Source organism: Pseudomonas sp. UTLPPB19802 (genome assembly GCF_059730225.1).
In genome coordinates this window covers 2699401-2724472 of the sequence record NZ_AP048545.1, presented here as the reverse complement: position 1 = coordinate 2724472, position 25072 = coordinate 2699401, and the positions used below count along the sequence as shown (strand labels likewise).

21 protein-coding genes are annotated in these 25072 nt (G+C 63.0%); 5 read left to right on the top strand and 16 right to left on the bottom strand.

Features of this window, described 5'->3' with window-relative positions; translation table 11 throughout:
• Nucleotides 1–2: 2 nt before the first annotated feature.
• From sctW to AC6I6U_RS12350, 3 genes are read right to left on the bottom strand one after another with little or no spacing between them, the layout of a single operon-like run.
• Nucleotides 3–1109, bottom strand: a complete 1107-nt coding sequence (gene sctW, locus AC6I6U_RS12360; protein ID WP_497882215.1) for a type III secretion system gatekeeper subunit SctW — start codon at nt 1107–1109, stop codon at nt 3–5.
• A 1-nt stretch (nt 1110) separates the two neighbouring features.
• The gene (gene sctC, locus AC6I6U_RS12355; RefSeq protein WP_497882214.1) at nt 1111–2745 is read right to left on the bottom strand and encodes a type III secretion system outer membrane ring subunit SctC; all 1635 of its coding nucleotides are present in this window, start codon (nt 2743–2745) and stop codon (nt 1111–1113) included.
• Nucleotides 2746–2765: 20 nt separating this feature from the next.
• On the bottom strand, nt 2766–3476 hold the full coding sequence (locus tag AC6I6U_RS12350) for a helix-turn-helix domain-containing protein (protein ID WP_497882213.1): 711 nt from the start codon (nt 3474–3476) through the stop codon (nt 2766–2768).
• A gap of 254 nt (nt 3477–3730) precedes the next feature.
• Between AC6I6U_RS12350 and AC6I6U_RS12345 the strand changes: the two genes are divergently transcribed.
• The 4 genes from AC6I6U_RS12345 to AC6I6U_RS12330 all read left to right on the top strand — a co-directional run bounded on the left by AC6I6U_RS12345 (nt 3731) and on the right by AC6I6U_RS12330 (nt 8649).
• On the top strand, nt 3731–4942 hold the full coding sequence (locus tag AC6I6U_RS12345; RefSeq protein WP_497882212.1) for a CmpA/NrtA family ABC transporter substrate-binding protein: 1212 nt from the start codon (nt 3731–3733) through the stop codon (nt 4940–4942).
• Between the two features lie 14 nt (nt 4943–4956).
• A complete protein-coding gene (locus tag AC6I6U_RS12340; RefSeq protein ID WP_497882211.1) occupies nt 4957–5532 on the top strand; it encodes an ANTAR domain-containing response regulator in 576 nt (191 codons plus the stop codon).
• 227 nt (nt 5533–5759) lie between these two features.
• Nucleotides 5760–6971, top strand: a complete 1212-nt coding sequence (locus AC6I6U_RS12335) for a nitrate/nitrite transporter (RefSeq protein ID WP_497882210.1) — start codon at nt 5760–5762, stop codon at nt 6969–6971.
• A gap of 7 nt (nt 6972–6978) precedes the next feature.
• Entirely contained in the window at nt 6979–8649 is a 1671-nt protein-coding gene (locus AC6I6U_RS12330) for a bifunctional protein-serine/threonine kinase/phosphatase (RefSeq protein WP_497883021.1), read from the top strand.
• Nucleotides 8650–8723: 74 nt separating this feature from the next.
• Here AC6I6U_RS12330 and AC6I6U_RS12325 read toward each other — a convergent pair whose 3' ends face one another.
• The 8 genes from AC6I6U_RS12325 to ppsA all read right to left on the bottom strand — a co-directional run bounded on the left by AC6I6U_RS12325 (nt 8724) and on the right by ppsA (nt 16758).
• Nucleotides 8724–9704 carry an OmpA family protein gene (locus AC6I6U_RS12325; RefSeq protein ID WP_497882209.1) on the bottom strand — a complete coding sequence of 327 codons (981 nt, stop codon included), beginning with the start codon at nt 9702–9704 and terminating at the stop codon, nt 8724–8726.
• Nucleotides 9705–9810: 106 nt separating this feature from the next.
• Nucleotides 9811–10401 carry an RNA polymerase sigma factor SigX gene (gene sigX / locus AC6I6U_RS12320; RefSeq protein ID WP_026007354.1) on the bottom strand — a complete coding sequence of 197 codons (591 nt, stop codon included), beginning with the start codon at nt 10399–10401 and terminating at the stop codon, nt 9811–9813.
• A gap of 90 nt (nt 10402–10491) precedes the next feature.
• The gene (locus AC6I6U_RS12315) at nt 10492–11316 is read right to left on the bottom strand and encodes a mechanosensitive ion channel family protein (protein WP_186682396.1); all 825 of its coding nucleotides are present in this window, start codon (nt 11314–11316) and stop codon (nt 10492–10494) included.
• Between the two features lie 2 nt (nt 11317–11318).
• Nucleotides 11319–11567, bottom strand: coding sequence for a CrfX protein (locus AC6I6U_RS12310; RefSeq protein ID WP_497882208.1), 249 nt, complete (start codon nt 11565–11567; stop codon nt 11319–11321).
• 64 nt (nt 11568–11631) lie between these two features.
• The gene (gene cmaX, locus AC6I6U_RS12305) at nt 11632–12627 is read right to left on the bottom strand and encodes a divalent cation transporter CmaX (RefSeq protein WP_497882207.1); all 996 of its coding nucleotides are present in this window, start codon (nt 12625–12627) and stop codon (nt 11632–11634) included.
• Nucleotides 12628–12654: 27 nt separating this feature from the next.
• On the bottom strand, nt 12655–13146 hold the full coding sequence (rraA, locus tag AC6I6U_RS12300) for a ribonuclease E activity regulator RraA (protein ID WP_497882206.1): 492 nt from the start codon (nt 13144–13146) through the stop codon (nt 12655–12657).
• 159 nt (nt 13147–13305) lie between these two features.
• Nucleotides 13306–14295 (bottom strand): alpha/beta fold hydrolase, encoded by a 990-nt coding sequence (locus AC6I6U_RS12295; RefSeq protein WP_497882205.1) that lies wholly within the window; start codon nt 14293–14295, stop codon nt 13306–13308.
• A gap of 93 nt (nt 14296–14388) precedes the next feature.
• Complete coding sequence (gene ppsA, locus AC6I6U_RS12290; RefSeq protein ID WP_497882204.1) at nt 14389–16758, bottom strand: phosphoenolpyruvate synthase; 2370 nt, start codon at nt 16756–16758, stop codon at nt 14389–14391.
• Between the two features lie 176 nt (nt 16759–16934).
• Between ppsA and ppsR the strand changes: the two genes are divergently transcribed.
• Nucleotides 16935–17753: a posphoenolpyruvate synthetase regulatory kinase/phosphorylase PpsR gene (gene ppsR, locus AC6I6U_RS12285; RefSeq protein WP_497882203.1), complete on the top strand. Its 819-nt coding sequence runs from the start codon at nt 16935–16937 to the stop codon at nt 17751–17753.
• Between the two features lie 161 nt (nt 17754–17914).
• Here the strand turns inward: ppsR and prpF are convergent, their stop codons facing one another.
• From prpF to AC6I6U_RS12260, 5 genes are all read right to left on the bottom strand, one after another.
• Entirely contained in the window at nt 17915–19105 is a 1191-nt protein-coding gene (prpF, locus tag AC6I6U_RS12280; RefSeq protein ID WP_497882202.1) for a 2-methylaconitate cis-trans isomerase PrpF, read from the bottom strand.
• A gap of 146 nt (nt 19106–19251) precedes the next feature.
• The gene (gene acnD, locus AC6I6U_RS12275; protein WP_497882201.1) at nt 19252–21846 is read right to left on the bottom strand and encodes a Fe/S-dependent 2-methylisocitrate dehydratase AcnD; all 2595 of its coding nucleotides are present in this window, start codon (nt 21844–21846) and stop codon (nt 19252–19254) included.
• A 241-nt stretch (nt 21847–22087) separates the two neighbouring features.
• A complete protein-coding gene (gene prpC, locus AC6I6U_RS12270; protein WP_497882200.1) occupies nt 22088–23215 on the bottom strand; it encodes a bifunctional 2-methylcitrate synthase/citrate synthase in 1128 nt (375 codons plus the stop codon).
• Nucleotides 23216–23352: 137 nt separating this feature from the next.
• Nucleotides 23353–24252: a methylisocitrate lyase gene (gene prpB / locus AC6I6U_RS12265; protein WP_497882199.1), complete on the bottom strand. Its 900-nt coding sequence runs from the start codon at nt 24250–24252 to the stop codon at nt 23353–23355.
• Nucleotides 24249–24971 (bottom strand): GntR family transcriptional regulator, encoded by a 723-nt coding sequence (locus AC6I6U_RS12260; RefSeq protein ID WP_497882198.1) that lies wholly within the window; start codon nt 24969–24971, stop codon nt 24249–24251. The genes prpB and AC6I6U_RS12260 overlap by 4 nt, the downstream gene beginning before the upstream one ends.
• Between the last annotated feature and the right edge of the window lie 101 nt (nt 24972–25072).

Here is a 25072-nt window from a genome sequence, read left to right as displayed (position 1 = left end):
GGCTAGCTACCTGTTCCGTCCGAGATACCGCGCCGGCGCTCGATCTGCTCCTGGGCTAGGGCGACCTCGGCCAGCGCGGCAAATTGGTCGGCCAGTCGCGGCAAGGCGTCATCCTCGGCGAACAACCCGTGAGGCAGCTGCAGGCAGGCGCGCCGCACCGCCTGCAGCAGCATCGAACGCTCGCGATGCAAGGCCAGCAGCAAGCGTTCGCCGAGCACACCGTACAACAGCTGGTCGAGTTCACCGGGATGGCCGAGCACGCCGAAGAAAAACACCAGCCAATCAGCCTCCTCGGCGTTGTATTGACGCACTCGCTCATTGCCCAGGAGCCCGCCGACAAAGGCCGTGTCTGCCGAGCGCAGGCGCTTGAGGTCGGCGAGCCGGGCGAGCAGCGGGCCAAATTCGAGACGCGAACAGCTGGGGTCCAGGGCAGCGATATCGGTCAGCAGCGCCGCTTCGATGAAGGCCAATACCGTGGCCCGCCGACCAGCGCCGAACAGCGCCACCCAATCCTCGTAGCAACCGACGGCCCCGAGCCCGCTTTCCAGGTAATCCCGGTAGGCTTCGCGCAACAGCCCGGCACGCAGGGCCATCGCCCGGCCGAACAGCCGGGCTTTCAGCGCACTGTTGATGCCGGCCTTCAGTCGTCGGGGCGGTGCCTGGGCGACGACCGTTTCCAGCAGTTGCTCCAGGCGCTGGCGAGTGCTGGCTTCAAGCTGGCGACGCCGTAGCAGCTCGCGCAGCACCAGCACCAGGTCACTGTCATCGGGGAACAGCTCGCGGGCCGCCCGCAACAGCCACTCCACCGGCTTTTCCGCCGCCCTGGCCAATGCCAGCACCTGGTGAGCCTTGGGCAATGCATCCTCTTCGAGAACGGCCTCGAAGCTCTCCGCCTGGCCTTCAGCCCTGAGTTCGAAATGCCGGCGATGGCGAAAACGCGCGAGGGCCGCCGACATGTCGTCGCTGTTCTGGATAAAGCGCTGCAACAGCGCCACCGGGCTCGAGTCCGGATCATTCGACTCGCTGCCGGGCTGCGCCTGGGCATCCTGCCGGGTAGCATCGAGGCGCGCCATGAACGCGCGATTGGCGGCAGATCCGATCGCGACCATCTCAGCCGTCCACCGCACGCATGAAGGCCCGGCGCACCGCTTCCTGCTGCTCGTCGCTCATCAGGCCACGGCCCAGTTCCTGGGGGCTGTCCTGCAGTGCACCGAGAATTTCCCGGGGCTGGATCAGAAACACCCGAGCGGTATTCGCCGAGCTGTTGATCCGATAGCGAAACAACCCGCCGATCAGCGGAATCGAGCCGAGCAATGGAATGCGCGCCACCTGTTCTCGATAGTCGTCACGGGTGAAGCCGCCGACCAACAGGCTCTTGCCCTGGGGCACACGGGCGACGGTATTGATCCGGGTACGCCCGACAACCGGCAGCGCCGCGACTTCGTGCTCCCCCCGCTCGACCTCGCTACCATCCTCGATGTTCAGCGACATCTCGATTTCATCGGCGATGGCGAAGCGCGGCAGGACGCTGACCAGGGTGCCGTAGGTGACGCTTTGCAGGTCGACGCTGCGCTCACCGAGCAACTGGGTGTAGAAGGTGCGGTTGTTGTCGAATAGCGCCGGCACGTTTTCCTGGGTCAGGATCACCGGCCGCGCCACCACGTTGGCACGGTTTTTCCGGGCCAGCGCCATGACCCGGGCCATGAAGGAAATGCCGTCCAGGGTGGTCACCGAACCGGCGTTGAGCGACAGCTCCAGCTGCGAGCCCACCTTGAGCCCGCCTTGCCAACTCACCCCGAGCTGATTCAGTTCGTCCTGGTTCAGGTCGATGATCCACAGCGACAATTCGACATGGCGCTTGGGCACGTCCAGCGCCGCCACCAGATTCTCGATGAAACGCACCTGTTCTGGCAGGCCCTTGACCAGCAGGCTGTTGGTATCCGGATACGCCACTACGCGGATGTTGCCAGCGGCAGCCTCCCGCGCCAGCACCCGCGGCGCGGTGGGATCGTCCGCGGCGATCGGCATCGCCAATCCCTCCAGGGGGAACTGCGGCATGCGCATCGGGCTGCCCGCCAGGGTCTTCACCTCGACCTGAGGTTCGACACCTCCGGGCTCGCCCTTGAGCAGACTTTCGATCACCGTGGCCATGCCGGGAATCGAGACCTTCCGCTCGCGCTGTTCATACTCGCGATCACCGACGAATGTGTTGAGCAAGTGGATGACGCCGATCCGTTGCTGGCCAAGCAGCAGTTCCGAAGGCCTATTGTCCATCAGCTGCGCCGCCTGCATGACCAGGTCGACGTAGATCGGCGGACCGGAAACGTAAAAGGTCCGGCGCCCGTCATTGCGTAACGGATAACGCGGATCCTCAAGGCCCGACTGGCGCAGGAACTGCTTGAGGGTGTCGACACTGATGACCCGCAACGCAACGACCGAGCTTTTCACCTCGCCGGCGTCATACAGGTAGATGGCCTGGCCGTCGCTGTACCAGATCAGCCCCATCTGGCTGACGATCCGGTCGAAGGTCTGGCGGGCCGAGTGCAACGGGAATTCACCGCTGATGCGCTTGCTGGCGGCCGCCTTGCTGACGATGATCGGTTTGCCCAGGGGCCCCGACAAGGCAGAGAAAAAGCTGCGCAAGCCTTCCTCGCGCGCGACGTAGTCGCCACTCCCCCCAGGCGCGGCACCGACGCCCCAGCACAGCGAGCCCAGCAGGAGCACCGCGCCGAACCGACAGCACACGGTTCGCAGCCCGGCCGATCTCAACCCGGCTGCTCCACGATATCCAGTAGCCGGCTTGGCGCCACACCGAGCAGCTCGCGCACCTCCTTGGAAAAATGCGACGAGGATGCATAACCGTACTCAAGCGCCACATCGGTAAGCGAGCCGCCACCGCGGATCATCCGCAACAGCGCCTTGGCCGCACGCCAGTCACGCAGCTCAGGCTTGGCCGCACCGCCCAGCGCCTGGTGGCACAAGCGCCGAAAATGCGAAACCGAGACCCCGTAGCGCCGGGCCAGGGCAATCAGTTTTTCGCTGGCGGTGCCCTGTTCCAGCAGGAACCGCACCAACCAGTAACTGGCACTCTGGCGCAGCACAGCAGCAAACACCCGGTAGGCGGGATCGTCACGCAGTGCACGATCGATGTACCACCGCTCCAGGCACGCCCGGCTGTGGCTCGTCGCGGCTGGCATCGGCAAGGCGGCCAGGGAGTGCATGCATGGACGATCACGCTCGAAGGCCACGCCCATGTCGATGAACACCTGCAGCTTCATCAGGCAGGTACCGGGGCAGGCGAGACTGCTCCAACTGCCAGAGACCTTCTTCAACGCGCTGCGCCCGACCACCAGTCCCTGCCAACCGGGCGGCAGGTACCAGCAGACCATCACGTCTTCGGGGGACAGGCATACACCGGCGTCGCCGGCCCGCACGAACGCCACCCGCTGCGCGGACAAGCCCCCTGGACACGTCATTGCGAAGCATTCGTCAGCCTGCACCTTGCATCCACCTGTCTGTCGATCAACCGTGAACGATGATGGCTCGATCCCCCGGGCAGATCATGATGAGAAGCTGATGAGCCCCGCAGGCTGCCGGCGACGGTGGCATATGCCTTGCTACAACGGGTAAACCCTCGCCAACGTCGGCCGGGAAAAGACAGCGATGCCGTACCCGAGAGTGCCATTGGCACCGATTGGATACGGCATTTCTCATCAAGAGTGCACAGCCGATGAACGAACTTCCAGTCTCTGCCCTGGCCTGGGTCAATGGCAGCGACGCCCCGGAAAAACCAAGCCTCGACCTGGGTTTCATGCCGCTAAGCGACTGCGCCTCGCTGGTGGTCGCCGCCACCCAGGGGTTTGCCCAGCCGTACGGCCTGACCCTGAACCTCAAGCGCCAACCATCCTGGGCCAGCCTGCGCGACAAGCTGGTCAGCGGCGAACTGGATGCCGCCCACAGTCTGTACGGAATGATCTACGCCGTGCACCTGGGCATCGGCGGCAGCCCGGCCACCGACATGGCGGTGCTCATGGGCCTGAACCAGAATGGCCAGAGCATCAACCTCTCCTCGGCCTTGCAGGAAGCCGGCGTGACCAGCGCTGAAGCACTGGCCCGACAGGCGCACCAGAACGGCGCAAGACTGACCTTCGCCCAGACCTTCCCCACGGGCACCCACGCAATGTGGTTGTATTACTGGCTGGCCAGCCAGGGCATCCATCCCCTGCATGACGTCGACAGCGTGGTGGTGCCGCCACCGCAAATGCTCGCGCATCTGCAGGCCGGGCGAATCGACGGGTTCTGCGTCGGCGAGCCCTGGAGCGATAGCGCAGTCAAACAGGGCCTGGGCTTCACCCTGGCGACCAGCCAGGCAATATGGCCCGATCATCCGGAAAAGGTACTCGGCTGCACGCGCACGTTCGTCGAGCAGTACCCCAACACCGCACGGGCGCTGGTGATGGCGGTGCTCGAAGCCAGTCGTTTCATCGAACAGAACCCGGAAAACCGCCGCGGCACCGCACAACTGCTCAGCGGCAGCGACTACCTCGATGCACCGCTGGAGCAGATCCAGCCGCGCCTGCTCGGCCACTACGAAGACGGGCTCGGCCAGCGCTGGCAAGACCCGCACCCGTTGCGCTTCCACGCTGGCGGTGCGGTGAACCTGCCCTACCTGTCCGATGGCATGTGGTTCATGACCCAGTTCCGTCGCTGGGGGCTGCTGCGCGAGGACCCGGATTACCTCGGCGTGGCGCGCCAGGTGCAGCAATTGGCGCTGTATCGCCAGGCGGCGGCCGCGATGGGCATCGAATACGGTCCAGAGGTGATGCGCAGCAGCCGACTGCTCGACGGCCAGGTCTGGGACGGCAGCGACCCGGCCGGCTATGCCCGTGGTTTCAGCCTGCATGCCATGCACGACGAGCCGATCGCGCTCGGGCGTCACTGATCGGAGGTCCGGACATGCTGCGTATCCTGCTGATCAACGACACGGCCAAAAAGGTCGGGCGGCTCAAGAGCGCCCTGGTCGAGGCCGGTTTCGACGTCATCGACGAGTCGGGCCTGACCATCGACCTGCCCGGTCGAGTGGAAACCGTGCACCCCGACGTGATCCTGATCGACACCGAATCCCCCAGCCGCGACGTGTTGGAACAGGTGGTGCTGGTCAGTCGTGACCGACCCCGGCCGATCGTGATGTTCACCGACGAACACGACCCGGATGTGATGCGCCAGGCGATCAAGTCCGGCGTCAGCGCCTACATCGTCGAAGGTATCCAGGCCCAGCGCCTGCAGCCGATCCTCGACGTGGCCATGGCCCGTTTCGAGAGCGACCAGGCGCTGCGTGCCCAATTACAGGCACGGGACCAGCAACTGGCCGAACGCAAGCGCATCGAACAGGCCAAGGGCCTGCTGATGAAAATGAAGGACTGCAAGGAAGAAGAGGCCTATACCCTGATGCGGCGCCAGGCCATGAGCCGCCAACAGAAGCTGATCCAGGTCGCCGAACAGATCATCGCCATGAGTGAACTGCTCGGCTGAACTGCCCACGGGACTGGCCCGCCTCTTGCTTACTCGATCCTGCAGGTAACCAACGGCGGTTGCCCCACTTTACGACAAAGACGTCGCCCACCCCTTCTGCACTGATGACAGAGCGGGTGGCGACGTCTTTTGCGTTCTGGTCCCGCAAATCCGGGCCGGTGGTGCAGCCGCACCACCTGATTGCCCCTTGCGATAGCCCCCTGAGACTCTTACCGCTGAGGTGCGTGATGAATGCAAGCTTCTGGAAATCCGGCCATACCCCGACCCTGTTTTCGGCCTTCCTGTATTTTGACCTGAGTTTCATGGTCTGGTACCTGCTCGGCCCCCTGGCCGTGCAGATTGCCACCGACCTGCACCTGACCACGCAACAGCGCGGGCTGGTGGTGGCCACGCCGATCCTCGCCGGTGCGGTGCTGCGTTTCGTGATGGGGATGCTGGCCGACCGACTGTCACCAAAGGCCGCCGGGATCATCGGCCAGGTCTGCGTGATCGCCGCGCTGTTCGGCGCCTGGCAACTGGGTATCCACAGTTACGAGCAGGCGCTGCTGCTCGGACTGTTCCTCGGCATGGCTGGCGCCTCGTTCGCCGTCGCCCTGCCGCTGGCCTCGCAGTGGTATCCGCCGCAACACCAGGGCAAGGCCATGGGCATCGCCGGGGCTGGCAACTCTGGCACGGTGTTCGCCGCCCTGATCGCGCCGTTGCTCGCCGCCTCGTTCGGCTGGAGCAATGTCTTCGGCTTCGCCCTGATTCCGCTGGTCGCCACCCTGATGGTGTTTGTCCTGCTGGCGCGCAATGCACCACAACGACCCAAGGCAAAGTCCATGGGCGACTACATGAAGGCCCTGGGCGACCGCGACAGCTGGTGGTTCATGTTTTTCTACAGCGTGACCTTCGGTGGTTTCATCGGCCTGGCCAGCGCACTGCCCGGTTACTTCAACGACCAGTACGCCCTGAGCCCGGTGACCGCCGGCTACTACACCGCCGCCTGCGTGTTCGGCGGCAGCCTGATGCGACCGCTGGGTGGTGCCCTGGCCGATCGCTTCGGCGGCATCCGCACCCTGCTCGGCATGTATGCCGTGGCCGTGACCTGCATTGCCGCCGTCGGCTTCAACCTGCCCAGTTCCTATGCCGCCCTGGCGCTGTTCGTACTGGCGATGCTTGGGCTCGGTGCCGGTAACGGCGCGGTGTTCCAATTGGTCCCACAACGTTTCCGCCTGGAAATCGGCGTGATGACCGGCTTGATCGGCATGGCCGGCGGCATCGGCGGCTTCGCCCTGGCGGCCGGCATGGGCGCGATCAAGCAGAGTACTGGCAGCTATCAACTGGCCCTGTGGTTGTTCGCCAGCCTGGGGGTGCTCGCCTGGTTCGGCCTGCACGGAGTCAAGCGGCGCTGGCGGACCACCTGGGGCTCGGCTGCCGTGACCGCGGCACGGGTCTGACATGCCCATGGCCCTGCAACTGAGCTTCGCCCAGGCCAGCGCCACCGGGCCCCGCGCGGAAAACCAGGACGCCCTGCGCCTGGTCACCCCGGCGCCGGAGCTGGCAGCCAGCAAGGGTTATCTGTTCGCCATCGCCGACGGTGTCAGCCAATGCGCCGATGGTGCGCTGGCGGCCCAGGCCACCCTGCAGGCGCTGGCGCTCGACTATTACGCCACGCCGGCAACCTGGGGCGTGGCCCAGGCACTGGACCGGCTGTTGCTGGCACAGAATCGCTGGCTGCAGGCCAATGGCGGTGGGCAGCCGCTGCTCACCACCCTGAGCGCCGTTGTGCTGCGCGGGCGGCGTTTTACCCTGGCCCATGTCGGCGACTGCCGGGTCTATCGCTGGCATGACGGCCAGTTGCAGCGGATCAGCCAGGATCATGTATGGGAACAACCGGACATGCAGCACGTGCTCAAGCGCGCGCTGGGCCTGGACCAGCATCTTGTGGTCGACTACCTCGATGGCGAATTGCGCCAGGGCGAAAGCTTCGTGCTGCTCAGCGACGGGGTCTGGGCCACCCTCGGCGATGCGGCGATCGCCAATATCCTGCGTGAACAACCGGAGCCGAATGATGCGGTGAAAACCCTGGTGAATGCCGCACACCTGGCCGGCAGCCAGGATAACGCCAGTGCCCTGCTGGTAAGGGTCGAGCAACCGGGAGAAAACAGCCTCGGCGATACCCTGGTCCAGTTGCAGCAATGGCCGCTGCCGCCGCTGCTCAAACCTGGCCAATCGTTCGAGGGGTGGCAGGTCGAGAGCCTGCTGGGGCAGACACGCCAATCGCTGCTCTACCGGGTCCGGGACGCCCAGCAGCAACCCTGGTTGCTCAAGACCCTGCCCGACAGCCGCCATACCGAACCGGATGCCGGCCAGGGACTGTTGCTGGAAGAATGGTTCCTGCGCCGGGTCGCCGGGCGCTGCTTTCCCGAAGTGCACCCTGCCCCGCAACGCCAGCACCTGTATTACCTGATGCGCGAGTATCCGGGGCAAACGCTCGCCGAACTGCTCCGGCAGGTCGGGCCGTTGCCACTGGCGCAGTGGCAGGAGTTGGCCGGACGTACCTTGCAGGCGGTGGGCATGCTTCATCGACGCAACATCCTGCACCGCGACATCAAACCCGAGAACCTGCACCTGGGGGACGACGGAGAGTTGCGCCTGCTGGATTTCGGCCTGGCCTATTGCCCTGGCTTGAGCGGGGAGCCCGGCCAGGAATTACCGGGCACCCCCGGCTACATCGCACCGGAGGCCTACGAAGGGCAGCCACCGGATCCTCGCCAGGATCTCTACAGTGTCGGTGTCAGCCTGTTCCACCTGCTGACCGGACACTATCCCCACGGCGAGATCGAGGCTTTCCAGCGTCCGCGCTTTGGTACCCCGGTCAATGCCGGACGCTATCGCCCGGACCTCCCCGACTGGCTCGCCCATAGCCTCGATCGCGCGCTCGCGGTCGACCCTGCGCAACGCTACGAGACGGCCGAGCAATGGTTGCTGGTACTGGAGAAAGCTGAACGGAATGTGCTGGGTCTTCGCCCCAGGCCATTGCTGGAACGCGAACCGCTGAGAGTCTGGCGCACCGTGGCGCTGCTTTCATTGCTGGTCAACCTGGGCCTGCTGCTCTGGGCACTCAAGCCTTGAATGGCAGCTCGCTGGACAAATCGCAGGCAAAGAAAAGCCCGGCATGAGCCGGGCTTTTCCTGCGACCAGGCTAATTACTTAGCTTGGGCTTCAACGGACGCTTCTACGCGACGGTTGATAGCGCGACCAGCTTCAGTGGCGTTGTCAGCCACTGGACGGGTTTTGCCGTAGCCAACCGACTGGATGCGGCTGCCGTCGATACCGTCTTTGATCAGAACCTGTTTCACAGCGTCAGCACGACGCTGGGACAGTTTCTGGTTGTAGGCATCGGTACCAACGCTGTCGGTGTGACCAGCAACCACGGTAGTGGTTTGTGGGTACTGCTTCATGAAGTCAGCCAGGTTTTTCACGTCGCCGTAGCTGTTAGGCTTGACCACGGACTTGTTGAAGTCGAACTTCACGTCCAGCTCAACTTTGACCACTTCAGCTACTGGAGCTTCTGGAGCCGGAGCTGGCTCTTCAGCAACTGGAGCTGGAGCTGGTGCTGGAGCAACCTTGCCGCCGCTGCCACCGAAGTTCACGCCCAGGCCTACCAGAGCAGCGTAGTCCCACTTGCCGTTGTCCAGCTTGTAGTCGGCTTCAACGCCGGCACGAGCGTACAGGTTGTCGGTGATGTACCACTTGGCGCCAGCGCCGGTGGTCAGGAAAGTCGACTGATCACGACCAGTGTGGCCATCAGCAGCAACGTTGGTCAGGCTGCCGTGGGCAACGCCGCCTTCAACGTACGGACGGATTGCATCGCCAACGGTACCGAAGTGGTACTGACCTTTCAGGCCGAACTTGTCGCCACCCAGCTTCTGGTTGCCAGTGCCGTCGTTCGAACGAGTGTGGTTGGACTTGTCGTAGGTCAGGTTGACCGAAACGTCGTCAGTGATGAAGTAGCCCAGCGAAGCGCCTGGGTTGTAGCCGTCTTCGACGTGCTTGACGCTGTCGTTGTACTGCTTTTTGTAGAACACTTCACCCTCGACCGCGCCTTGGCCTTGTGCCAGAGCGCCGAACGAAGTTGCGGCTACAAGTGTACCAACGGCAATGCCCAAGGTGTTTTTCAGTTTCATCCGTTAAATCCCCATCTGGTGATTGTGAATCAGTCCCCAAACCGGGGGACAACTCGGCGACAAGTCTAGCAGAACTTGCCTGAACGTAAGAGATATTTGCGTCGAACTAAGTTTCAGCAATGCCCGCAAATTTCTCACGCAATTTATCAAGCGCTCTCTTGTAGCGCATTTTCGTAGCACTCAAGCCCATGTGCATGATGTCCGCGATTTCCTGGAACTCCAGCTCTGCGACAAAACGTAGCACCAGAATTTCCCGATCGATCGGATTGACATGCACCAGCCAACGGTCAAGCCCACCCTTTTCTTCCGGCGCCGGCGTCTTCTCTTCGGAGGCCTCCTCGAGCGGGTCGAGGCTCAGGGCATCCATCAGGCGACGCTTGCGCCGTTCTTTACGGTACTGCGTGATGCATTCGTTGTAGGTGATGCTGTAGAGCCAGGTCTTGAACTTCGATTTACCCTCAAAGTTCTTGAGGCCATACAAGACCTTCAACATCACTTCCTGACAGACATCATCCGCATCACGATCGTTCCCTAAATACCTTGAACAAACGCTGAACAAAGTTCGTTGATAGCGCCGCATCAACTCTTCGTAGGCGCGGGTCACATGAAACAGCTCCGCATGCGAACGCGCCACAAGCTCCTCATCGGTAAGCTCGCGGGGGTCGTAACGCATCGATAGCGATTGGGTTTTATTCAAAACGAGTCTTGCCGACAGTCAGGTCAATGGCCGCCGCAGCCCCAGGCTGTGGGCTTTTTGCGGCGGCATACATTAGCAGGGTTCGCCGGATTAGCGGCTACTCACATGCTGTTCCAGCAGGATCCGATTGGAGAGAGAGACTAGCTCACCCTCGTCGGTCAGCAATGTGGTTTTAACCGTGCCGATCTCTTCGATCTGGCCTTCGACCTCGCCAACTCGCACTTGTTGCCCAACCTGGTACAACTCACGCACATAGATTCCCGCCAGGATCTGCCCGGCAATTTCCCGACTGCCCAGGCCCATGGCCAGGGCAACGGCCAGACCAACGGTAATCAGGACGATCACGATCACGTGGTTCAGCAGGTCGGTCTTGACCTCCAGCTGGCTGATCGCCACGGAAATACTGATGATCACCACCAGCCCCTGGGCCACCCGCCCCAGGCCACTGGCGTAATCCAGGCCGACGCCTTCGGCGGCGCCGCGCACCAGACCGTTGACCAACTGGGCCAGGAGCATGCCGACCAGCAGCACCAGCGCCGCCCCGAATACCTTGGGCAGATACAGCGCGAGCATGTCGAGCGTCGCCGACACCCGCTCCAGGCCCAGGGATTCCGCAGCCGAAACCAGGAAAATCAGGAGGATGAACCAATAGACGATCTTGCCGATCAGGGTCGAGATCGGCACCTGGATGCCCGCCCGGCTGAGCAGCTTGGTCAGGCCGGTCCCCGCCATGAGACGATCCAGGCCGAGTTTCGCCAGCAATTTGGACAACAGGGTATCGAGCAGCTTCGCCACGACGAAACCCAGCAGCACAACGACCAGGGCGCCAAACAGGTTCGGGATGAAGTTCGCGACCTTCGTCCACAACGCCGTCATCGCCGTCACCAGACTCCGAGTCCAGAGATCAAGTTCCATATTCAATCAGCCTTATCCGCACTGCGACTAGTAGGGGTACGACGAGAAACCGGCATCACATGGGCCGATCCATTGTTCAGGGCGATCATCAGCGCTTGCAGCCAGCGCCCCAGCAGACTGAAGAGATCGCCCGCGCCAACCTGGCGGTTGGCAGTTTTCAGGACACGTCCAAGACACGCATCGTCGTCACGGGGAGTGGACGGCGAGGCCTTGAGCATGTCACGCAGAGACTGTTCAAACGGATCGTGCATAAGCACCTCTCGGAATGTCTTGGAAAGACGCGATCGGATTTTTCCGGGTCACATGCAAACTGTTTCAAAGCCAGCGTAAACGACGAAACAGCCACCACTGCCCGAGCGCCACGCCGACGATCAGCAGGCAGGCGATGACAAAACCATAGGGGTCCTGGGAGCCCGGAATCCCGCCGACGTTGATCCCCAGGAGACCGGTGAGAAAACTCATCGGCAGGAAGATCCCGGTGATGATACCGAAGCGGTACATGATCTTGTTCATGTGCTGGCTCAGGCGCCGGTCTTCGGCGTCAAGCAGCAGCCCCACGCGCTCCCGGGTCAATTCGAGCTCTTCCAGATAGCGGGTCAGGCTGTTGTTCAATTCATTCCAATAGTCGGCATCGTCACTGGCAAACCAGGACAGTTTGATCCGCGTCAGCTGGCCGAAAATATCCCGTTGCGGTGCCAGGAAGCGCTTCAGTCCGGCGGCTCGACGGCGGATCTGCACAACCGCTCCATGCTCGGGACAATACCGTTCATCGGAATCTGCCTTCTCTTCCTCGGCGTCGACCACTTCCGAGAGTTCGCCGATCAGATCCTGAACCTTCATCGTCAGGTGCTGGGCTATGTAGAGAACGAGTTCGGAGGCGGTTTTCGGCCCCACGCCGTCCTCCAGTTGCGCCAGCAACTCGTCGGTGGCACGCAGTGGACGCAGGCGCAGGGAGATCACCCGCTGGGCCGAGGCGAAGATACGCACCGAGACCATGTCTTCGGGCTCGGCATCCGGATTGAGGTTGACTCCGCGCAGGAACAGCAGCAACTCGCTGTCAGGCAACGGCAGCAGGCGTGGACGGGTGTTCTCTTCCAGCAACAGGTTGCAACTGAAATCGCTCAGGCCACTGGTGTTGCGCAACCAGGTCTGGGTTTGCGGATGGCTACGGTCCCAATGCAGCCAGAGGCTTTCCTCCGGCTGCAACTGCAGGTCATCCAGCTCGGTTCGAGCAATTGAGCGCGCACCACCCCGACCATCGAGAACCAGGGCATGGACCAGCCCCCATTGCGCGTTGTCTTCCTCGAACATCCCTACCCCTGTGGTCTTTTTCGAAATTTACTCAGGCATCTTCAACGGACTGGGCGAGATGATCACCCCGTTGTTGTCCGCATAAACGTATTCGCCCGGCCGGAAGGTGACGCCAGCGAACGTCACCGGTACGTTCAGGTCACCGATACCGCGCTTGTCTGTTTTCATCGGGTGGCTGGCCAGGGCCTGTACACCCAGATCGGTCTGCGCGATCACATCGACATCGCGGATGCAGCCATAGATCACCAGGCCTTCCCACCCGTTCTTCGCCGCCTTCTCGGCCAGCATGTCGCCGAGCAATGCACGCCGCAGCGACCCGCCACCATCGACGACCAGCACCTTGCCGGTGCCGTTGAGCTCGACCTGGTCCTTGACCAGGGAGTTGTCCTCGAAACACTTGATGGTCACGATCTCGCCACCGAAGGAATCGCGACCACCGAAGTTGCTGAACATCGGCTCAAGCACCTGCACCAGCTCCGGATAGGCATCGCACAGGTCGGGAGTGACGTAATGGTTCATGGACAAACTCCTGTTAGGTGAGAGACCGCAATCGAGGTGCCAACCATCCCCGGCACCTACCTGAAGAAACGCTCTGCCCGATCGATTGTTTAGACAATGACCAAAAATGCTCAATGCGTCATATATTAGCCGCAACCACCTTGAAGCGAAATGCCCTTGTCAGAGCGCTGGCTGAACCTCCGCTGACTGAGCCGGCATAAAAGCTTGCGGGTCATGCAGCCAGTCGGCCACAAACGGCCACACCTCTACCTGCGCCGGCTTGCTGACCAGCATCTCGACGTGACCGAACGCCGAGCTGAACCCGGCTTCGCGACCCAGGCAGATAAAGCGCTTGAGCGGCGAACCGATCTGCTCGAACAACTTTCGGCAGGCCCACGCCGGGTCCTGGTGATCACCCTCGGCACTGACCGCCAGGACCGGCACATCGACCTCGGCCAGACCGTCCCACCAGTTGTGCTCCTTGTCACCGAAACGACCGAACAGGCCATGCCAACGCATGCTTTCCAGGGCCAGGCCGATCGGCTCGTCCTCCGGGCCGCGCTTGAGGCGCGAACCGGACAGGTGGGGAAAGCGCTTGAGCAGGAAACGCCCGCTCCATTCCACCGGCGGAATCTTCAGCGGCCAGTAGGTGCGACTGACCTGGCAACCGAACAAGGCCGCCGAGGCCACCGCTGGCGCGCCCAGGTACTGGCCGCCGAGGGCCGCGGCCAGGGTCGTACCGCCCAGGGAATGGCCGATCCAGTGGGGAATCTGGCCGCTTTGCTCGCGAACGAACGCGGCAATGGCTGGCAAATCGTAGCGGGCGTAGTCGGCAACGCGATTGTTGCGGTAGTCCAGGTTGCGCGCCGAAAGCCCATGGCCACGCATTTCCGGGACCCAGACATCGAAGCCGGCACGCGCCAGGTAGGCGCCCAGGCCGATCCCCTTGGGGGAAAACCAGAAACGCCGGTTGGAAAAGCTGCCATGCAGGAGAACCACCGGCACCCCGCGGGCCTGTGGTTCGTCGGCCATGCCCAGGCGGGTCACCGCCAGCTCGACCGAGGAATCGGGGCTATTGCCCGGTTTCAAACGATAGACGTCTTCGCTCAGGTCGCCACGACGCTCGGCGCTGAGCAAAGCCACCGGAAAAAGATCACTGCTGCTTTGCATAAGGCTCTTGCACAAAAAAGGGCGATGCCTGCACGGCTTCGCCCCATATGACACAAAGTACCAGCGCCTGGGCGCCGGTACCCTCGTTCGGACTTACACCTGGCCTTCAGCCAGGAAGAACCAGGTTTCCAGCACGGTGTCCGGGTTCAGCGACACGCTTTCGATGCCCTGTTCCATCAGCCAGCGCGCCAGGTCCGGATGGTCCGACGGGCCCTGGCCACAGATGCCGATGTACTTGCCGGCCTTGTTGCAGGCCTGGATGGCGTTGGACAACAGCTTCTTCACCGCCGGGTTACGCTCGTCGAACAGGTGCGCGATGATCCCGGAGTCACGATCCAGGCCCAGGGTCAGTTGGGTCAGGTCGTTGGAACCGATGGAGAAACCGTCGAAGTGCTCGAGGAACTCGTCGGCCAGGATCGCGTTGGACGGCAGTTCGCACATCATGATCACCCGCAGGCCGTCCTGGCCACGGGCCAGGCCGTTGGCCGCCAGCAGCTCGACCACCTGGCTGGCTTCGCCGAGGGTACGGACGAACGGCACCATGATCTCGACGTTGGTCAGGCCCATCTCGTTGCGCACGCGCTTGAGTGCACGGCACTCCAGCTCGAAGCAGTCACGGAACGACTCGCTGATGTAGCGCGAGGCGCCGCGGAAACCCAACATCGGGTTTTCTTCTTCCGGCTCGTAGAGCTTGCCGCCGATCAGGTTGGCGTATTCGTTGGACTTGAAGTCCGACAGGCGCACGATGACCTTCTTCGGCCAGAACGCCGCGGCCAGGGTGCTGATGCCCTCGACCAGCTTCTCGACGTAGAAACCGACCGGATCGTCGTAGCCGGCGATGCGCTTGTCGACGCTTTCCTTGATTTCCAGCGGCAGGCCGGCGTAGTTCAGCAGCGCCTTGGGGTGCACGCCGATCATGCGGTTGATGATGAACTCCAGGCGGGCCAGGCCCACGCCGGCGTTCGGCAACTGCGCGAAGTCGAAGGCGCGGTCCGGGTTGCCGACGTTCATCATGATCTTGAACGGCAGCTCCGGCATGGCGTCGACGGAGTTTTTCTTGATGTCGAAGCCCAGTTCGCCTTCGAAGATGTAACCGGTGTCGCCCTCGGCGCAGGAAACGGTCACGCCCTGGCCATCCTTGAGCAGCTCGGTGGCGTTGCCGCAACCGACCACTGCCGGGATCCCCAGTTCACGGGCGATGATCGCCGCGTGGCAGGTGCGCCCGCCACGGTTGGTGACGATGGCGCTGGCGCGCTTCATCACCGGTTCCCAGTCCGGGTCGGTCATGTCGGAGACCAGCACGTCGCCCGCCTGGACCTTGTCCATCTCGGACACGTCCTTGATGATCCGCACCTTGCCGGCGCCGATGCGCTGGCCAATGGCTCGGCCTTCGGCCAGCACGGTGCCGGTTTCCTTGAGCAGGTAGCGCTCCATGACGTTGGCCTGGGTGCGGCTCTTCACGGTTTCAGGGCGGGCCTGGACGATGTACAGCTTGCCGTCGTCACCGTCCTTGGCCCATTCGATGTCCATCGGGCACTTGTAGTGCTTCTCGATGATCATCGCCTGCTTGGCCAGTTCGCTGACTTCGGCGTCGGTCAGGCAGAAACGCGCGCGATCGGCCTTGTCGACCTCGACGGTCTTGACCGAACGACCGGCCTTGGCCTCGTCGCCGTAGATCATCTTGATCGCCTTGCTGCCCAGGTTGCGGCGCAGGATCGCCGGGCGGCCAGCGCTCAGGGTGTTCTTGTGAACGTAGAATTCGTCCGGGTTGACCGCACCCTGCACGACGGTTTCGCCCAGGCCGTAGGCACCGGTGATGAACACCACGTCACGGAAGCCCGACTCGGTGTCGAGGGTGAACATCACGCCGGCGGTGCCGGTTTCCGAGCGGACCATGCGCTGCACGCCGGCCGACAGGGCGACCAGCTTGTGGTCGAAGCCCTGGTGGACGCGATAGGAGATGGCGCGGTCGTTGAACAGCGAGGCGAACACTTCCTTGGCCGCGCGGATGACGTTGTCGACGCCGCGGATGTTCAGGAAGGTTTCCTGCTGGCCGGCGAAGGAGGCGTCCGGCAGGTCTTCGGCGGTCGCCGAGGAGCGCACGGCCACGGCCACGTCCGGGTTGCCAGCCGACAGCGCGGCGAAGGCGGTGCGGATCTCGCTGTTGAGGCGCTCGGGGAACTCGGCCTCCATGATCCACTGGCGAATCTGCGCGCCGGTTTTGGCCAGGGCATTGACGTCATCCACGTCCAGCGCGTCCAGCGCGGCATGGATGCGGTCGTTCAGGCCACTCTGTTCGAGAAAATCGCGATACGCCTGAGCCGTAGTGGCAAAGCCGCCGGGAACCGATACACCGGCGCCCGCGAGGTTACTGATCATCTCGCCAAGGGATGCGTTCTTGCCCCCTACGTGCTCCACATCATGGACGCCGAGCTTATCGAGGGAAACTACGTACTCTACCAAGGTGATCTCTCCACTGACTGTGTTGGATGAAGCTCAGGGCGGGCCATTTGCAATGGCTGGTGGATCCGCTCTGTGGCCTGGACCTGGAAAATAAGTGAGAATGCCAGCCATTCCAGACTGGCAAATCCTGCCTATCATATCCAAGATTCGTCATCAGCTTAAGGCCCAAGGTGCAAATGAAACGATCTGCTTTCTTTATCTCCGATGGCACCGGCATCACCGCCGAAACCCTGGGTCAAAGCCTGTTGGCGCAGTTCGAGAACATTACCTTCGCCAAATCCACGCAACCCTACATCGATAGCGTGGAAAAGGCCCGGGCCGTGGTCCAGAAGATCAACAGCGCCGCCGAGCGGGACGGTTTGCGCCCGATCATCTTCGACACCATCGTCAACCAGGACATTCGTGAGATTCTCGCAACGTCCAATGGTTTCATGATCGACATATTTTCCACCTTCCTGGCGCCGCTGGAGCAGGAACTGAGCGAGCATTCCTCCTACTCGGTGGGCAAATCCCACTCCATTGGCGGCAATTCCAACTATATGGAGCGGATCGAGGCGGTGAACTTCGCCCTCGACAACGACGACGGCGCCCGTACCCACTACTACGACAAGGCCGACCTGATCCTGGTGGGCGTGTCGCGCTGCGGCAAGACACCGACGTGCCTGTACATGGCGATGCAGTTCGGGATTCGCGCGGCCAACTACCCGCTGACCGAGGAAGACATGGAGCGCCTGCAGTTGCCGACGGCCCTGCGCGCCCACCAGCACAAGCTGTTCGGCCTGACCATCGACCCCGACCGCCTGACCGCGATCCGCAACGAACGCAAGCCCAACAGCCGCTATTCGAGCTACGCCCAGTGCGAATTCGAGGTGCGCGAGGTAGAAAACCTGTTCCGCCGGGAAAATATCCCGCATATCAACTCCACGCATTTTTCCGTGGAGGAGATTTCGGCGAAAATCCTCGTGGAGAAAGGCGTGGAGCGGCGATTCAAGTAAGGATCAGAAGGGTGTGGTGAAGGAGCGGGCCTCTTCGCGGGCAAATCGGATCGCCGTACCGCCTGCTCCTACAGTTTCTCGTCGTGCCCGCAATTGTGTGCGACGCTCTCCTTGTAGGAGCAGGGCTTGCCCGCGAAGAGGCCGGCCCCGATAGCTCCAACTCAGAAGGCGTCGCCCGGCACCCGCACCCAACCTTCCATCAATACCCGTGCGCTGCGGCTCATGATGGCCTTGACCACGGTCCACTCACCGTCGGCCTGGGTCGCCTCGGCGCCGACCCGCAAGGTCCCCGACGGATGGCCGAATCGCACCGAGCTGCGTTCGCCGCCACCTGCCGCCAGGTTCACCAAGGTACCGGGAATCGCCGCTGCCGTGCCGATGGCTACCGCCGCGGTGCCCATCATCGCGTGATGCAGCTTGCCCATCGACAACGCCCGTACCAGCAGGTCCACATCCGCCGCGACCACCTGCTTGCCGCTCGATGCGGTGTAAGCGGTCGGCGGCGCGACGAACGCCACTTTCGGCGTGTGCTGGCGCTTGGCCGCTTCGTCGACATGGCTGATCAGCCCCATGCGCAGCGCACCATGGGCGCGAATGGTTTCGAACCGTGCCAGGGCCTGAGGATCGCCATTGATATCGCCCTGCAACTCGGTGCCGGTGTAGCCGATATCCGCAGCATTGACGAAGATCGTCGGAATCCCGGCATTGATCAAGGTTGCCTTGAACGTGCCGACACCCGGCACTTCCAGGTCATCCACCAGATTGCCGGTGGGGAACATCGAACCACCCGCGCCCTCCTCCTCGGCCGCCGGGTCCATGAACTCCAGTTGCACCTCGGCAGCGGGAAAGGTCACCCCGTCCAACTCGAAGTCGCCGGTTTCCTGGACCTGGCCGTTGGTGATCGGCACATGGGCGATGATGGTCTTGCCGATATTCACCTGCCAGATCCGCACCACCGCCACGCCATCCACTGGAACCCGCGCGGCATCCACCAGTCCGGCGCTGATTGCGAACGAACCGACCGCCGCCGACAGGTTACCGCAGTTGCCGCTCCAGTCGATGAAAGGTTTGTCGATCGAGACCTGGCCAAACAGGTAGTCGACGTCGTGATCGGCCTTGATGCTGCGCGACAGGATGACCGTCTTGCTGGTGCTGGAGGTCGCCCCGCCCATGCCGTCGATCTGTTTTTCATAGGGGTCGGGACTGCCGATCACCCGCAGCAACAGCGCATCACGCGCCGCGCCAGGCAACTGTGCGACCTCGGGCAGGTCGTCGAGGTTGAAAAACACCCCCTTGCTGGTGCCGCCACGCATGTAGGTGGCGGGGATTCTGATTTGTGCTGCGTGGGTCATAAGGTCTCCTGCGGAGTCCAGGACATGAATGGGATCGTTTCCTGTAGGAGCCGGCTTGCTGACGATGGCAATTTAACAAGCAACATTTTTGTTGACTGATACACCGCTATCGCCAGCAAACCGGCTCCTACAAAGGTTTTCTCTTGTCAGCTCACGGTGACCGACTGGAGGAAATCCTGGGCAAAACGCTGAAGCACACCGCCGGCCTCGTAGATCGACACCTCCTCGGCGGTATCCAGGCGGCAGGTCACCGGTACTTCAATATGCTCGCCGTCCTTGCGCTGGATCACCAGGGTCAGGGTCGCCCGTGGCGTACGCTCGCCAAGCACGTCAAACGTCTCGGTGCCGTCGATGCCGAGGGTCTTGCGATCGGTCCCCGGCTTGAACTCCAGCGGCAGCACGCCCATGCCCACCAGGTTGGTGCGGTGGATACGCTCGAAGCCCTCGGCAACGATCGCCTCGACCCCCGCCAGCCGCACGCCCTTGGCCGCCCAGTCGCGGGACGAGCCCTGGCCGTAGTCGGCACCGGCAATGATGATCAACGGCTGCTTGCGCTCCATGTAGGTCTCGATGGCCTCCCACATGCGCATCACCTGGCCTTCCGGCTCGACTCGCGCCAGGGAACCCTGCTTGACCTTGCCATTCTCCTGGACCATTTCGTTGAACAGTTTCGGATTGGCGAAGGTCGCACGCTGGGCGGTGAGGTGGTCGCCGCGGTGGGTCGCGTAGGAGTTGAAGTCCTCCTCCGGCAGGCCCATTTTCGCCAGGTACTCGCCAGCCGCACTGTCCAGCAGGATCGCGTTGGACGGCGACAGGTGATCGGTGGTGATGTTGTCCGGCAGCACCGCCAGCGGGCGCATGCCCTTGAGCGGCCGGGCACCGGCCAACGCGCCTTCCCAGTACGGCGGACGGCGGATGTAGGTGCTCATCGGCCGCCAGTCGTAGAGCGGCTCGACCTTCGGCCCGTGGTCCTCATGGATGGCGAACATCGGCGTGTAGACCTTGCGGAACTGCTCGGGCTTGACCGAGGCCTTGACCATCGCGTCGATTTCCTCGTCGCTCGGCCAGATATCCTTGAGGCGGATTTCCTTGCCGTCGGCATCGCGGCCCAGCACATCCTTCTCGATATCGAAGCGGATGGTGCCGGCGATCGCATAGGCCACCACCAGCGGCGGCGAAGCCAGGAACGCCTGCTTGGCGTAAGGGTGGATACGCCCGTCGAAATTGCGGTTGCCCGAGAGCACGGCCGTGGCATAGAGGTCACGGTCGATGATTTCCTGCTGGATCACCGGGTCCAGCGCTCCGGACATGCCGTTGCAGGTGGTGCAGGCGAAAGCCACCACGCCAAAGCCCAGCTGTTCCAGCTCGTCGGTCAGCCCGGCTTCATCCAGGTACAACGCCACGGCCCGGGAGCCCGGCGCCAGCGACGACTTGACCCACGGTTTGCGGGTCAGTCCCAGGCGGTTGGCATTGCGCGCCAACAGGCCGGCGGCGATGACGTTGCGCGGGTTGCTGGTATTGGTGCAACTGGTGATGGCGGCAATGATCACCGCGCCGTCAGGCATCTGCCCCGGCACTTCGCTCCACTGCCCGGCGATCCCCTTGGCCGCCAGGTCGCTGGTGGCGACGCGCGCATGCGGGTTGCTGGGCCCGGCCATATTGCGCACCACCGACGACAGGTCGAACTGCAGGCCGCGCTCGTACTGCGCGCCCTTGAGGCTGTCGGCCCACAGGCCGCTCTCGCGGGCGTAGGTCTCGACCAGTTGCACCTGCTCGTCTTCACGACCGGTGAGCTTCAGGTAGTCGATGGTCTGCTGGTCGATATAGAACATCGCCGCCGTGGCACCGTACTCCGGAGCCATGTTGGAAATGGTCGCGCGGTCACCCAGGGTCAGCGCACTGGCACCTTCACCGAAAAACTCCAGGTAGGCCCCAACGACTTTCTGCTTGCGCAGGAACTCGGTCAGCGCCAGCACCATGTCGGTGGCGGTGATGCCCGGCTGCAGCTTGCCGGTCAGCTCGACGCCGACGATTTCCGGCAGGCGCATCCAGGAAGCGCGCCCGAGCATCACGCTTTCGGCTTCGAGGCCGCCAACACCAATGGCGATCACGCCCAGCGCATCGACATGAGGCGTGTGACTGTCGGTACCGACACAGGTGTCGGGAAAGGCCACGCCGTCACGTGCCTGGATCACCGGGGACATTTTCTCCAGGTTGATCTGGTGCATGATGCCGTTGCCCGGCGGGATTACGTCGACGTTCTTGAAAGCCTTCTTGGTCCAGTCGATGAAGTGGAAACGGTCCTCGTTGCGACGATCCTCGATGGCGCGGTTCTTGGTGAACGCATCCGGGTCGAAACCACCGCACTCCACCGCCAGCGAGTGGTCGACGATCAATTGGGTCGGCACCACCGGATTGACCTGGGCCGGATCACCGCCCTGGTCGGCGATGGCATCGCGCAGGCCGGCCAGGTCCACCAATGCGGTCTGGCCGAGGATGTCGTGGCAGACCACGCGGGCCGGGAACCAGGGGAAGTCCAGGTCACGCTTGCGCTCGATCAGTTGCTTGAGCGAATCGGTGAGCGTCGCCGGCTCGCAGCGGCGCACCAGGTTCTCGGCCAGGACCCGGGAGGTGTAGGGCAAGGTGGCGTAGGCCCCTGGCTGGATCGCCTCGACCGCCGCGCGGGCGTCGAAAAAGTCCAGGTGACTGCCGGGCAACGGTTTACGGTATTGGGTATTCATGGTCTGGGACTCGATCACGGTAAGGTCAACGGCAGGCGCAGGTCCCCTGAGCCGCCTGGCACTCATCCATGGCGAGTGGGCTTGCCCACGCTCGACGGCAAGGCCGTCGCAGAACCAGGCGGCGCGCTCTCACGGGGAGAACGTATCGCCTGGACTCGGGGTTGCTGCGCAACCCAGCGGAGGCAAGCCCCCTCGCCACAGTCCGAGGTGGCAGGCCTCAGGGATGGCTCGCGCCCTCCAGTCAGCGACGCTCGATTGGCACGAACTTGCGCTGGTCGACGCCGGTGTACTCGGCGCTCGGACGGATGATGCGATTGTTGGCACGCTGCTCGAACACATGCGCCGCCCAGCCGGTCAGGCGCGAGCAGACGAAGATCGGCGTGAACAGCTTGGTCGGGATGCCCATGAAGTGATAAGCCGAGGCATGGTAGAAATCGGCGTTGGGGAACAGCTTCTTCTGCTCCCACATGGTCTTGTCGATGGCTTCGGAAACCGGGAACAGCACGGTATCACCGACTTCCTCGGCGAGTTTTTTCGACCAGCCCTTGATGACCTCGTTGCGTGGGTCGCTGTCCTTGTAGATCGCGTGGCCGAAGCCCATGATCTTGTCCTTGCGCGCTAGCATGCCGAGGGTGCCTTCGATGGCCTCCTGGGCCGAACCGAAACGTTCGATCATCTCCATCGCCGCCTCGTTGGCACCGCCGTGCAGCGGGCCGCGCAGCGAACCGATGGCCGCCGTGACGCAGGAAAACAGGTCGGACAGCGTCGACGCACAGACCCGCGCGGTGAAGGTCGAGGCGTTGAACTCATGCTCCGCGTAGAGGATCAGCGACACATCCATCACCTTGCGGTGCAGCTCGCTCGGCGCCTTGCCGTGCAAAAGGTGCAGGAAATGCCCGCCCAGGGACTCTTCGTCGGTCGTGCAGTCGATACGCTTGCCGTCATGGCTGAAGCGGTACCAGTAGCACATGATCGCCGGGAAGGCCGCCAGCAGGCGGTCGGTGGTTTCATGCTGGCGGGAGAAATCGCCTTCGGGCTCGATGTTGCCCAGGAAGGAACAGCCGGTACGCATCACGTCCATCGGGTGGGCGTCGGCCGGAATGCGCTCCAGCACTTCTTTCAGCGCCTGGGGCAGGTCGCGCAGGGTGCGCAGCTTGCCCATGTAGGCCGCCAGTTCGGTGGCGTTGGGCAGTTCGCCGTACAGCAGCAGGTAGGCGACTTCCTCGAAGCGCGCCTCGGCCGCCAGTTCACGCACGTCATAACCACGATAGGTCAGGCCGGCACCGGCCTGGCCCACGGTGGACAAGGCGGTTTGCCCGGCGACCTGGCCGCGCAGGCCGGCACCGCTCAATACTTTTGCTTCAGCCATTGCTCTCTCCAAATTCTTGTAGGTTGTCGGGGATTGGCATCTATCAGCCTCTACACCCTGCAGGAGCGCGGCTTGCCGGCGAAAGGGCCCTCAAGCCCTGCACCGCCCGGCGAGCCGCCGCCTGCCAAGGCAATAAATCAGCCCTTCTTCTGGGCGAACAACGCATCGAGCTTCTGCTCGAAGGCGTGATAGTCGATGCGATCGTAAAGCTCCATGCGGGTCTGCATGGTGTCGATCACGTTCTGCTGGGTACCGTCACGCCGAATCGCGGTGTAGACGTTTTCCGCCGCCTTGTTCATGGCGCGGAACGCCGACAGCGGGTAAAGCACCAGCGACACATCGGCGGACGCCAGTTGTTCGGTGGTGTACAGCGGCGTCGCGCCGAACTCGGTGATGTTGGCCAGGATCGGCGCCTTCACCCGGTTGGCGAACAGCTTGTACATCTCGAGTTCGGTGATGGCCTCGGGAAAAATCATGTCGGCACCGGCTTCGATGCACGCGGCCGCCCGGTCCAGGGCCGATTCCAGGCCCTCTACCGCCAGGGCGTCGGTACGCGCCATGATCACGAAGCTGTCATCGATACGGGCATCGACGGCCGCCTTGATCCGGTCGACCATTTCCTGCTGGGACACGATTTCCTTGTTCGGCCGGTGTCCGCAACGCTTGGCGCCAACCTGGTCCTCGATGTGGATCGCCGCCGCGCCGAACTTGCTCATCGAGCGCACGGTGCGCGCGACGTTGAACGCCGAGGAGCCGAAGCCGGTGTCGACATCCACCAGCAGCGGCAGGTCGCAGACATCGGTGATACGCCGCACGTCGGTCAGCACGTCGTCCAGGCCGGTGATGCCCAGGTCCGGCAGGCCGAGGGAGCCGGCAGCGACCCCGCCACCCGACAGATAGATCGCCTTGAACCCGGCACGCTTGGCCAGCAGGGCGTGGTTGGCGTTGATCGCCCCGACCACCTGCAGTGGATGTTCGCTGGCGACCGCATCACGGAAACGCTGACCGGGCGTGTTTTTGTTGGAACCCTGACTCATGACTCACCTCGTGGAGTGGCTGTCGGTTTCGCGCTGTCCTGGTAGTGACGCGCAATATTGCGTTTCGAGGCGCCGATGTGACGGCGCATCAACAATTCGGCCAGTTCGCCATCGCGATCGGCGATCGCATCGAGAATCCGGTGATGCTCGGCAAAGGCCTGGCGTGGCCGGTTGGGTGTCGCAGAGAACTGGATGCGATACATGCGCACCAGTTGATACAGCTCGCCGCAGAGCATCTGGGTCAGGGTCCGGTTGCCGGCGCCCTGGATGATCCGATAGTGAAAGTCGAAGTCGCCTTCCTGCTGGTAATAGCCGACACCCGCCTGGAACGCCGCGTCGCGTTCGTGGGTGTGCAGCACCTGGCGCAGTTCCTCGATCTCTTCATTGGTCATGCGCTCGGCCGCGAGGCGGCAGGCCATGCCTTCGAGGGATTCGCGGATTTCATAAAGCTCGATCAGTTCGGCATGGCTGAGCGAGACCACTCGCGCGCCGACGTGGGGCACCCGCACCAGCAGGCGTTGCCCCTCCAGGCGGTGAATGGCTTCGCGCAACGGGCCACGGCTGATGCCATAGGTGCGCGCCAGTTCCGGCTCGGAGATCTTGCTGCCAGGGGCGATCTCGCCCTTGACGATAGCCGCCTGGATACGCCGGAAGACGTTCTCGGACAGGGTTTCCGAATCTTCCTGGGGAGTCGCCAGCGGCTCCAGATTCTCCAGCATATTGTCGACACCTTTAAAATCAATGAGGCTAAAACTAGCCAAAACAACCAGGCCAGTCAAAGAATTAATCGATATTGTCGACAATAGTCTAAGAGCGCTGA